The organism is Allobosea sp. LjRoot90, from assembly GCF_964254315.1.
In the GTDB taxonomy this organism is placed as follows: Bacteria; Pseudomonadota; Alphaproteobacteria; order Rhizobiales; family Beijerinckiaceae; genus Allobosea.
In genome coordinates this window covers 47,705-57,417 of sequence record NZ_CAXUTF020000002.1, presented here as the reverse complement: position 1 = coordinate 57,417, position 9,713 = coordinate 47,705, and the positions used below count along the sequence as shown (strand labels likewise).

Below are 9,713 nucleotides of genomic sequence, written 5' to 3'. Positions count from 1 at the left end.
CGTGCCTTCTGCCTCACAACCTCTGCGAGGTCGTGCCCTTGGCGATGATCGGACCGGTCGGTCGGCCGGTCGGCGAGCCGGTCGCAGGTTCCAGCGTGATCTCGAAGAGCTGGTCCTTGCCGAGCGGCAGATTGTCGAGCCGCAGCGGTGTCGAACGCGCGCGATCGATCAGGCCGACCGAGCGCGGCCCGACGGCGCGATCCCACAGCGTCCAGATCTCCAGCGCCTTGCCGGCCGGCACGTCGATGCTCTGCAGAGGCAGCATCTCGACGCGCCCATCGGCGAAGGTATGCACCACGGCGGCGGCGGCGTTGCTGTCGGTCAGCAGCACCGCCACCATGAGCGGCTGGCGGCTGGCGCGGTCGAGCGCACTGATGAGGCCGACCGCCAGCAGCACGGTCGCCAGCGCGCCGGCAAAGGCCGCACCGCGCCAGACAAACAGGCTGTTCCACCACTCCGTAAGGCGGCCGGGGCTGGCCGTGACCGGGCGTAGCGTCGCTGCCGCCGCGGAGGCGGCCGGCTGGATGAGGCCGGCTATTCCGGCCTCGATCCGGGACCAGAGATCAGCGGGGGGCTTGATCGAGGTCGCTGTGGCGTCGAGCGCTGCGAAATGGCGGCGCCAGCGTTCGACCGCGGTGGCGAAAGCGGTGTCCTGCTCCAGGCGATGCTCAGCGGCGTCGCGTTCCTGGCCTTCGAGCAGGCCAAGGACGTATTCGCCCGCGAGCGCATTGTATTCTGGCGAGGCTGCGTCGACGACGGGGCTCATCCGAGGCACTCCTTCAGCGAGAGCAGCGAGCGGCGGATCCACGACTTGACGGTCCCGAGCGGCAGCTTGAGGCGCCCGGCGATCTCGCCATGCGTCAGCCCCTGGACGAAGGCGAGCAGCACGAGGCCACGCCGCTGCGGCGGCAGCATTTCGAGGCAGGCACGCAGCGCGGTGGCGTCGGAGAGCTTCGACATCACGGTCTCCGGATCATCCTCCTCGCTCGCCGTCTCCTCGGCGATCGGGGTGTCGCTGGTCTCGGTGCGCTTCTCGTCGCGCAGGATCGAGAGCGAGCGGTTGCGCAGGATCGCGTAGATCCAGGTCAGGCCGGCTCCGCGTTCCGGATCGAAGCGGGCGGCATGTCTCCAGACCAGCACGAACGCGTCCTGCACCGCTTCCTCCGCCAGGGCTCGGCGCTTCAGCAGACGTTGCGCCACACCGAGCATACGCGGCGACTCCGCCTCGTAGATGCGCTTGAGCGCTGATTTATCGCCGGTGGCGCAGGCGAGCAGCGCGGTTTCGATCTCGCCGGCCTGCCGCGGCTGCGTTGCGTCCGTCGCCATTCCTCTCCCCGGTATCCGGCCGTCCTCACCGATGCGGCGAGCCCATTGTTACGCGATAGCTGCGGCCTTGGATGCGTCCGAGGCTTTTATTTTTTCGCCCGCATCCGGTCCGGGAGCCCATCGCTATCCGCCATGGGTGCCGCGCCAAAGCAGGCGCAGGCCGACCCTTTTTGAGATCGCGACACGAACCGGAGGACATCCAATGACCAAGGCTCGCAACCTGCTTCTCGCATCCCCCATTCTCGCTGCGACCTTCGCTGCTGCGACCGCAGCCCAGGCCGGCATGCTCGCCGCGCTGACCGGCGACGACACGCTCACCATGGTCGACACCGCGACCCAGAAGGCCGGCAAGTCGATGAAGGTCACCGGCATCAACGGCAAGATCGCCGGCATCGACGTCCGCCCCGCCGATGGCATGCTCTACGCGCTTGGCGTCGACGGCACGATCTACACAATCGACCAGGCCGGCAAGGCGACGATGAAGTCGAAGATGGACACGGTGCTTGCCGCCGGCACGATGGCGACGGTCGACTTCAACCCGGCTGCCGACCGGCTGCGCGTCATCGGCGCGGACGGCACCAATCTCCGCGTCAACGTCGACGACGGCAAGACCACCGTCGACGGCAAGCTGAAGTTTGCCGAGACCGATATGCACAAGGGCGAGACGCCGATGGTCATCGCCGGCGCCTACAGCAACTCGGTCAAGGGCACCAAGGAGACGGCGCTCTACGACATCGACGGCAAGATCGGTGGACTGCTGAAGCAGGCGCCGCCGAATGACGGCGTGCTCGGAGCCATCGGCAAGCTCGGCATCACCGCGAAGGCGATCGCCTTTGACATCGAGACGGCCGCTGACGGCACGAACACCGGCTGGCTCGTCGCCGATGGCGGCCTCTACAAGCTCGACATCGCCACTGGCAAGGCCGCGATGATCGGCAAGATCAACGGGCTCAACGCGCCGGTACGTGACGTCGCGGCATTGCCGGCGATGTGAGCCGAACGCATCTTCCGACCTGCGGGAGGCCGTCGTTCCATCAGGGACGGCGGCCTTTCCGTCTGAGGAACAGTTGGCGAGGCGGCCGGGCTTTCGCCATAGTTGCAGTGGACCTTGCGGCGACGCAGACGGCGGAGGCAAGAGCATGGCGGATCGCTCCGAGCCAAGTCAGAAGGTGCTGGCGCTGCAGCGCTTCGGGCTAGGCCTGAAGCCCGGGCAGGCCGCTGGCGTCGCGGATGCGCGCGAACGTCTGCTCACGGATATCCGCGGTGAAGGCGCGCCGCAGCCGAACGTCAGCTTTTCCGGCGCCGCCCCGATCGGCCGGGCGCTCTATGCCTTCGAGGATGAGGAGCGCGCGGCGCGTGAATCGCGCCGCGTCGCCGCACTGCCGGGCATGGGGCAGGGCGTGCAGGTCGCTGCCGCGCCACCGGCCCCTGGCCAGCCGCAAGGCCAGATGACGGCGCCGGCGCAGCCGGTTCCTCAGTTTCCGCAGACGATCTATCGCGAGGAGGCGGTCGCGCGGGTTCAGCTCGCGCTCGAGGCCGAGACGGGCTTCGCCGAGCGGCTCGTCCAGTTCTGGTCGAACCATTTCTGCGTCTCGGTCGCCAAGGGCAATTTCGTGCGCGCCATGGCCGGCGCCTTCGAGCGCGAGGCGATCCGCCCCAACATCTTCGGCCGCTTCGAGGATTTGCTGATCGCCGTCGAGAGCCATCCGGCGATGCTCAACTTCCTCGACAACCAGCTCTCGATCGGCCCGGATTCGCGCGCCGGCAAGCGCCGTGGCCGCGGCCTCAACGAGAATCTCGCCCGCGAGATCATGGAGCTGCACACGCTCGGCGTTTCCGGCGGCTATACGCAGGCGGATGTCACCAGCCTGGCGCGGATCATCACCGGCTGGACGGTGGTGGGGCGCGATGCCCGCCTCGGCTTCCCCGGATCCTTCGCCTTCAATCCCGGTCTGCATGATCCTGGCGGCCAGAGATTGCTCGGCAAGGTCTACCGGCAGGACGGCAAGGAAAAGGGCATGGCGGCGCTCGCCGACCTCGCCCGCCATCCGAGCACCGCAACCTTCATCGCCCGCAAGCTCGCCCGGCATTTCGTCGCCGACGATCCGCCGCAGGTGCTGGTCGCCGATCTCGCCCGTGTCTTCCGCGAGACGGGCGGCGACCTCGCCGCGCTCTCGCGGGCACTGGTCACGTCGGAACTCGCCTGGACCGCGCCGGCGACCAAGCTGCGCACGCCGCAGGAATTCCTCGTCGCGGCGTTCCGGGCGCTCGGCCGCAAACCGGATTTCGGCCAGATCGCGGGGCCGCTCGGGGTGATGGGCCAGCCGCTCTGGCAGCCCTCAGGGCCCGACGGCTATCCGGATACGAACGCGGCCTGGGCGACGCCGGAAGGGATCAAGACCCGCATCGACGTCGCCGCCCAGCTCGGCCGGCAGGCGGCGGGCTCGATCGCCGATCCGCGCACGCTGGTCGAGGAGGTGCTCGGCCCGCTCGCCTCGGCCCAGACCAGGCAGGCGGTGGCGCGCGCCGAAAGCAAGCAGCAGGCGATCGCGCTGCTCTTGATGTCGCCCGAATTCCAGCGGAGGTGAGCATGGCCGCCGACGATGATGATTGCGAACGGATGACGCCCTCGCGCCGCGCCGTGCTCGGTGCGGCGAGCGCGCTCTTCGCCTGGTCCTACATGCCGAAATTCGCCCATGCGGCGGCCGGCTCGCGCGATTCTCGCTTCCTGCTGGTGGTGCTGCGCGGCGCGCTCGACGGGCTCTCGGCCGTGCCGCCGCTCGGCGATCCCGGTTATGCGGAGCTGCGCGAAGGCATCGCGCTGGCCAAGGACGGGCCGGAGGCGGCGCTGCCGCTAGACGGCTTCTTCTATCTGCATCCGGCGATGCCGAACCTGGCGCGGCTCTATGCTGGCGGGCAGGCGGCGATCGTCCATGCCAGCGCCACCGGCTATCGCGAGCGCTCGCATTTCGACGGGCAGGATGTGCTCGAAAGCGGGCAGGGCGGCCCGGGCAAGACCGATTCAGGCTGGCTCAACCGGCTGATCGCCAGCCTGCCGCCGGGCGAGGCTGTGTCGCGCCATGGCGCGCTCGGCGTCGGCGTGGTGCCACCTCTCGTCGTGCGTGGCGAGGCGCCGGTGCTGGGCTGGGCGCCGCCGCGCATGGCACGGGCCGGCGCCGATCTCGTCCAGCGCCTCGGCGATCTCTATGGCGAGCGCGATCCCGGTCTGGCGCTGGTGCTGAAGCGGGCGATCGAAACCGAGTTGATCGCGACCAGGCAAGGCGCCGAGCAGCCGCGTGGCGGCGGCGGGCCTGACAGTGCCGACGGCATGAAGCGCATCGCCGAGGGAGCCGCCCGGCTGGTCGGCGCCGAGGACGGCCCGCGCATCGCCGCGCTGGCGTTCGAGGGCTGGGATACGCATGCGAACGAAGGCGGCGCCAAGGGAAGACTCGCCAATCTGCTCGGCGGGCTCGACGGCGCGCTTGCGACCTTCGAGAGCGGCCTCAAGCCGGTCTGGAAGGACACGGTGGTGATGGTCGTCACCGAATTTGGCCGCACCGCTCGCGTCAACGGCACGGTCGGCACCGATCACGGCACTGGCACGGTCGCCTTCCTGGTCGGCGGTGCGGTCCGCGGCAAGCGGATGATCGCCGACTGGCCCGGCCTCAAGCCGGAGCAACTGCACGAGCAGCGCGACCTCAGGCCGACGACCGACATTCGCGCCGTCGCCAAGGGCGTTGTGGCGGACCTATTCGGGCTATCCGGGCCGGTGCTGGCCGAGAAGGTGTTCCCCGGTACTGGTGGGCTCTTGCCGATGCAGGGGCTGGTGGTGTGACCCTTCTCCCCTCGGGAGTCCCTCTGCGAAACCAAAGCTGAAGCGCGGGAACCCCTCCCCCTTGTGGGGAGGGGCAGGGGCGGGGGGCGAAAAGTCGAGGCGATTCACGCCGAGGCTGCCCTATCCGCTGCTACAGGCAGCCTTGCACCCGGTCGTTCGCCCCCCATCCCCATACCCTTCCCCACAAGGGGGAAGGGAGGAGCCTCGCCCTGCCTCTGGCAGAGGGATCCCCGAGAGGAGAAGGAAAGATCAAGCCCAGGCGCGGCCCTTCAGCTTCTCCTCATAGGCGTCGATCTTGGTCGCCTTCTCCATGGTGAGGCCGATATCGTCGAGGCCGTTGAGCAGGCAGTGCTTGCGGAACGGGTCGATCTCGAAATTCACCGTGCCGCCATCCGGCCCCTTGATGCTCTGGTTCTGAAGGTCGATGGTCAGCGTCGCGTTCGAGCCGCGGTCGGCGTCATCGAACAGCTTATCCAGATCCTCCTGGCTGACCACGATCGGCAGGATGCCGTTCTTGAAGCAGTTATTGTAGAAGATGTCGGCGAAGCTCGTGGAGATCACGCAGCGGATGCCGAAGTCGAGCAGCGCCCAGGGCGCGTGCTCGCGGGACGAGCCGCAGCCGAAATTATCGCCGGCGACCAGGATCTCCGACTTGCGATAGGCCGGCTGGTTCAGGACGAAATCGGGATTCTCCGAGCCGTCGTCCTTGTAGCGCATCTCCGAGAACAGCGCGGTGCCAAGGCCGGTGCGCTTGATCGTCTTCAGGTACTGCTTGGGGATGATCATGTCGGTGTCGACATTGATCACCTTCAGCGGGGCGGGGGTCGAGGTCAGGGTGGTGAAGGGCTGCATGGCGGGTACTCCGGCAGGTCTTTTCTGATCAGGGTTGGGCGGCGGCGCGTCAGAGCTGCGCCGTCAGGAGCTTGAAGCTGGCGAAGGTGAAGAAGGCGGCGAGGCAGGCTTCCGCGCGGCGGCGAATCCTGCGGTAGCCCGCCACCATCGAGGCGGTCGAGAACAGGTAGGCATAGGTCTGGTTGATCGCGAGCGAGATCGTCAGGCAGCCGAGGATAATGGCGTAGAGCACGACCGCCGGCGTCTCCGGACGCAGGCCGAGCGCGATGATCGCCGTCCAGCTCAGGATCGCCTTCGGGTTGGTGAGGTGCATCAGGTAGCCGCGCAGATAGAGGCGGCGTCCCGAACCACTGGCTTTCGGCGGCGGCATCTCCGCCTGCATGGCCGAGCGCGCCGAGCGCCAGGCCAGGAAGAGCAGATAGAGCCCGCCGATGATCTTGATGGCGTAGAGCGCGCCGGGATGGGCGACGATCAGGGCGGTGACGCCGATGGCGGCCAGGATGCCCCAGGTCAGCGATCCCGTGGTGACGCCGAGCGCGAGCGTCATCCCGGCCTGCCGGCCATGCTCCATCGAGGTCGCCATCACCTGGAGATTGCTCGGTCCGGGGCTGGCGACGGCGATGAAGAAGGCCGAGAAGACCAAGGCGAGGTCAGGCAGGTGGCGGATCAGTTCGTCGATCATTGTCCAGTATCCGTTATGGCCTCGACGGCAGGCGTCGGTGCAACGCGAACGATCCGCGTTCCTGCCCAGATGTCGTGCAGCGGCGCGTGCGGTAGGCTGCGACGAAGCTCGAATGGCCGCCACCAAGTGAGCGCAATGACAAGGGCGGCAAAGAACGCCGGCGCAAGAAGCCAAGTGCTGAGGCTGAGAACACCGACAAGCCAGAGCGTTCCGAAGCCGAGCGCTATGATCAGCACGACGGGAATGTACGCGAATAGGAAACGCAGGATCACGGCCTTCAACCCGGCCTTCTCGCCGTCCTTCGTGACGAGTTGGAGTTTCATCAGCTTCATACCGGGCGTGGCACGCAGGCGCGATGTGAGGAATATAAGACTAGCAAATAAGAAGAGCGCGAGACCGAACCAATCCAAGTAGAATGGCGAGACCGGGTTACCACTTGTGTCCACCGGTACGGAGACGCTGAGCGTGAACACGGCACCGTTCGCTTGCTTGTCGTGACGAGCTAAAACGATGACGCGATTATCGGTGATGTCGAAGCTGCGAATGTTGCACTGTGCGGCGTTGGTCCAATCCACGCCTGGCATCATCTTGTTTCCCGCTGCCAACGCCTCCGGGGAGACCTTGGTCGGCCCGCAAATGCGGGTGATCATGCCGAACCCGCCAAGGCGTAGCGTATCGCTCGTGCCGCTGGTCAGAAGCGTGAAGGCGAGCACGAAAATCAGTGAAGCGACGATAAAATCTATCGTGACCGCAAAGCTGCGACGCCAGAACCAGAGCTTTTGTGGCTCAACCATCTGTCAGCCCGCCGCCTTCTCGATTGCGTCCATGTCGTCGTCGTCGAAGCCGAAATGGTGGCCGATCTCATGGACGAGCACATGGGTGACGATGGCACCCAGGCTCTCGTCATGCTCGGCCCAGTAGTCGAGGATCGGCCGGCGATAGAGGTGGATGGTGTTGGGCATCTGTCCGGTCTGCGGGGCGTAACCCTGCTGCGGCAGGCCGACGCCCGAGAACAGGCCGAGCAGGTCAAAGGGGCTCTCGGCCTCGAGCTCCTTCAGCACGTCGTCCTCGGGGAACTCGGTGACGTTGATGACGAGATCGGCGCAGAGCTTGCGGAAATCATCGGGCAGGCGGTCATAGGCCGCCTGCGCCAGGATCTCGAACTCAGCGGCCGACGGCGCACGCACGCCGTCCCAGTCGAGACCCTGCAAGCCTTCAATCGAGGCGGATGTCTTGATCGAGGGAACGCTGCCCATCACCAGATCTTCAGTTGATGCCCGAGCCACCAGGACAGGCCGATGAAGGCGATCAGCGAAAGCCCGCGGCCGATACGCCGGCCCCAGATCTCGATTTGATCGCCTTCCGGCGCGTCCTTGCCGGAGAAGTGGTCGGCCGCGCGCCCCATGGACGAGCCGAGGAAGCTCTCATCGTCGCGCCTGACGCGATCGAGTGCTTCCTTGGCCTCCTTAGCGCGGGCGGCTTCGCGGGGATCGGTGCTCATGACGTCCTCCCGCGAAACGATCCGCTTCAGCCCAGCGTGCGCACGTCGACGAAGTGGCCGATCAGGGCCGCTGCCGCCGCCATGGCCGGCGAGACCAGATGGGTGCGGCCCTTGAAACCCTGACGGCCCTCGAAATTGCGGTTCGAGGTCGAGGCGGCGCGCTGGCCCGGCTTGAGCTGGTCCGGGTTCATGCCGAGGCACATCGAGCAGCCCGGCTCGCGCCATTCAAAGCCGGCGGCGAGGAAGACCTTGTCGAGCCCCTCGGCCTCCGCCTGCTGCTTCACCAGGCCGGAGCCCGGGACGATCATGGCATAGTCCAGGCTCTCATGGATCTTCTTGCCCTCGACGATCTTTGCGACGGTGCGTAAGTCCTCGATGCGGCCATTGGTGCACGAGCCGATCCAGATCACGTCGAGCGGGATCTCGGTCATCTTGGTGCCGGCGGTCAGGCCCATATATTCGAGCGCCCGCTTCTTCGAGGCACGCTTGACCTCGTCGGCGATCTGCTCGGGATCGGGCACCGCGCCGGTCACCGAGATCACGTCCTCGGGGCTGGTGCCCCAGGAGACGATCGGCGGCAGGTTGGCGGCATCGAGCCTGACGATCCGGTCGAAATGCGCGCCCTCATCGGTGCGCAGTGTCTCCCAGTAGCGCACGGCCTCGTCCCAGGCGGCACCTTGCGGCGCCTTCGGGCGGCCTTTCAGGTAGGCGTAGGCCTTCTCGTCCGGCGCGACCATGCCGGCGCGGGCGCCACCCTCGATCGACATGTTGCAGACCGTCATGCGGCCTTCCATCGAGAGGCCGCGAATGGCTTCGCCGGCATATTCGATCACCGAGCCGGTGCCGCCGGCGGTGCCGATCTCGCCGATGATGGCGAGCGTGATGTCCTTGGCGCCGACGCCCGGAGCGGGCTTGCCGTCGACCTGGACCAACATGTTCCTGGCCTTCTTCTGGATCAGCGTCTGGGTGGCGAGCACGTGCTCGACCTCCGAGGTGCCGATGCCGTGGGCCAGCGCGCCGAAGGCGCCATGCGTCGAGGTGTGGCTGTCGCCGCAGACGATCGTGGTGCCGGGCAGGGTGAAGCCCTGCTCGGGGCCGACGATGTGGACGATGCCCTGGCGGATATCGAGCTCATCGAAATACTCGACGCCGAATTCCTTGGCGTTCCTGGCGAGCGCCTCGACCTGGATGCGGCTCTCTTCCTCGGCGATGCCCTTGCTGCGGTCCGTCGTCGGGATGTTGTGATCGACGACGGCGAGCGTCTTGTGCGGCGCATGGACCTTGCGGCCGGTCATGCGCAGGCCTTCGAAGGCCTGCGGGCTGGTGACCTCGTGGACGAGGTGGCGGTCGATATAGAGCAGGCAGGTGCCGTCGTCCTGGCGGTCGACGACGTGGTCCTCGAAGATCTTGTCGTAGAGGGTGGTGGGGGCCTTGGTCGCAGTCATGGCTTCAAATCGCCTTCGGTATGGAAATCGGGTAGCGGCCCTGGGGCCAGCGCGCATCGCAACGGCCTGTCG

At 67.0% G+C, this 9,713-nt stretch carries 11 protein-coding genes; 3 read left to right on the top strand and 8 right to left on the bottom strand.

The features are described from left to right. Nucleotides 1-13: 13 nt before the first annotated feature. Nucleotides 14-766: an anti-sigma factor gene (locus ACSQ3M_RS07020; RefSeq protein WP_436149363.1), complete on the bottom strand. Its 753-nt coding sequence runs from the start codon at nucleotides 764-766 to the stop codon at nucleotides 14-16. Continuing rightward, nucleotides 763-1,326, bottom strand: a complete 564-nt coding sequence (locus ACSQ3M_RS07015) for a sigma-70 family RNA polymerase sigma factor (protein WP_436149362.1) — start codon at nucleotides 1,324-1,326, stop codon at nucleotides 763-765. Before ACSQ3M_RS07015 ends, ACSQ3M_RS07020 begins: the two co-directional genes overlap by 4 nt. 202 nt (nucleotides 1,327-1,528) lie before the next feature. On the opposite strand from ACSQ3M_RS07015, the gene ACSQ3M_RS07010 reads away from it, so the two are divergent. The 3 genes from ACSQ3M_RS07010 (at nucleotide 1,529) to ACSQ3M_RS07000 (ending at nucleotide 5,161) form a co-directional block, all read left to right on the top strand. Next, complete coding sequence (locus ACSQ3M_RS07010; protein WP_436149361.1) at nucleotides 1,529-2,320, top strand: DUF4394 domain-containing protein; 792 nt, start codon at nucleotides 1,529-1,531, stop codon at nucleotides 2,318-2,320. Between the two features lie 145 nt (nucleotides 2,321-2,465). Beyond that, complete coding sequence (locus ACSQ3M_RS07005) at nucleotides 2,466-3,914, top strand: DUF1800 domain-containing protein (RefSeq protein WP_436149360.1); 1,449 nt, start codon at nucleotides 2,466-2,468, stop codon at nucleotides 3,912-3,914. Between the two features lie 2 nt (nucleotides 3,915-3,916). Then, nucleotides 3,917-5,161, top strand: a complete 1,245-nt coding sequence (locus ACSQ3M_RS07000; protein WP_436149359.1) for a DUF1501 domain-containing protein — start codon at nucleotides 3,917-3,919, stop codon at nucleotides 5,159-5,161. A 249-nt stretch (nucleotides 5,162-5,410) separates the two neighbouring features. Here the strand turns inward: ACSQ3M_RS07000 and leuD are convergent, their stop codons facing one another. From leuD to leuC, 6 genes are read right to left on the bottom strand one after another with little or no spacing between them, the layout of a single operon-like run. Continuing rightward, nucleotides 5,411-6,013, bottom strand: coding sequence for a 3-isopropylmalate dehydratase small subunit (gene leuD, locus ACSQ3M_RS06995; protein WP_436149358.1), 603 nt, complete (start codon nucleotides 6,011-6,013; stop codon nucleotides 5,411-5,413). A 49-nt stretch (nucleotides 6,014-6,062) separates the two neighbouring features. Continuing rightward, nucleotides 6,063-6,695 carry a LysE family translocator gene (locus ACSQ3M_RS06990; protein ID WP_436149357.1) on the bottom strand — a complete coding sequence of 211 codons (633 nt, stop codon included), beginning with the start codon at nucleotides 6,693-6,695 and terminating at the stop codon, nucleotides 6,063-6,065. Further along, the gene (locus tag ACSQ3M_RS06985) at nucleotides 6,692-7,489 is read right to left on the bottom strand and encodes an RDD family protein (protein ID WP_436149356.1); all 798 of its coding nucleotides are present in this window, start codon (nucleotides 7,487-7,489) and stop codon (nucleotides 6,692-6,694) included. Before ACSQ3M_RS06985 ends, ACSQ3M_RS06990 begins: the two co-directional genes overlap by 4 nt. 3 nt (nucleotides 7,490-7,492) lie before the next feature. Further along, entirely contained in the window at nucleotides 7,493-7,951 is a 459-nt protein-coding gene (locus ACSQ3M_RS06980; protein WP_436149355.1) for a metallopeptidase family protein, read from the bottom strand. Further along, nucleotides 7,951-8,196, bottom strand: a complete 246-nt coding sequence (locus tag ACSQ3M_RS06975) for a hypothetical protein (protein WP_126113353.1) — start codon at nucleotides 8,194-8,196, stop codon at nucleotides 7,951-7,953. Before ACSQ3M_RS06975 ends, ACSQ3M_RS06980 begins: the two co-directional genes overlap by 1 nt. Before the next feature lie 26 nt (nucleotides 8,197-8,222). Continuing rightward, a complete protein-coding gene (gene leuC, locus ACSQ3M_RS06970) occupies nucleotides 8,223-9,641 on the bottom strand; it encodes a 3-isopropylmalate dehydratase large subunit (protein WP_436149354.1) in 1,419 nt (472 codons plus the stop codon). Nucleotides 9,642-9,713: the final 72 nt, after the last annotated feature.

What these genes read in the sequence shown, in the direction of transcription:
- ACSQ3M_RS06985 (WP_436149356.1), bottom strand. Translation starts at nt 7,489, where the DNA reads ATGGTTGAGCCACAAAAGCTCTGGTTCTGGCGTCGCAGCTTTGCGGTC.
- leuD (WP_436149358.1), bottom strand. Translation starts at nt 6,013, where the DNA reads ATGCAGCCCTTCACCACCCTGACCTCGACCCCCGCCCCGCTGAAGGTG.
- ACSQ3M_RS06980 (WP_436149355.1), bottom strand. Translation starts at nt 7,951, where the DNA reads ATGGGCAGCGTTCCCTCGATCAAGACATCCGCCTCGATTGAAGGCTTG.
- leuC (WP_436149354.1), bottom strand. Translation starts at nt 9,641, where the DNA reads ATGACTGCGACCAAGGCCCCCACCACCCTCTACGACAAGATCTTCGAG.
- ACSQ3M_RS07005 (WP_436149360.1), top strand. Translation starts at nt 2,466, where the DNA reads ATGGCGGATCGCTCCGAGCCAAGTCAGAAGGTGCTGGCGCTGCAGCGC.
- ACSQ3M_RS06975 (WP_126113353.1), bottom strand. Translation starts at nt 8,196, where the DNA reads ATGAGCACCGATCCCCGCGAAGCCGCCCGCGCTAAGGAGGCCAAGGAA.
- ACSQ3M_RS07020 (WP_436149363.1), bottom strand. Translation starts at nt 766, where the DNA reads ATGAGCCCCGTCGTCGACGCAGCCTCGCCAGAATACAATGCGCTCGCG.
- ACSQ3M_RS07000 (WP_436149359.1), top strand. Translation starts at nt 3,917, where the DNA reads ATGGCCGCCGACGATGATGATTGCGAACGGATGACGCCCTCGCGCCGC.
- ACSQ3M_RS07010 (WP_436149361.1), top strand. Translation starts at nt 1,529, where the DNA reads ATGACCAAGGCTCGCAACCTGCTTCTCGCATCCCCCATTCTCGCTGCG.
- ACSQ3M_RS06990 (WP_436149357.1), bottom strand. Translation starts at nt 6,695, where the DNA reads ATGATCGACGAACTGATCCGCCACCTGCCTGACCTCGCCTTGGTCTTC.
- ACSQ3M_RS07015 (WP_436149362.1), bottom strand. Translation starts at nt 1,326, where the DNA reads ATGGCGACGGACGCAACGCAGCCGCGGCAGGCCGGCGAGATCGAAACC.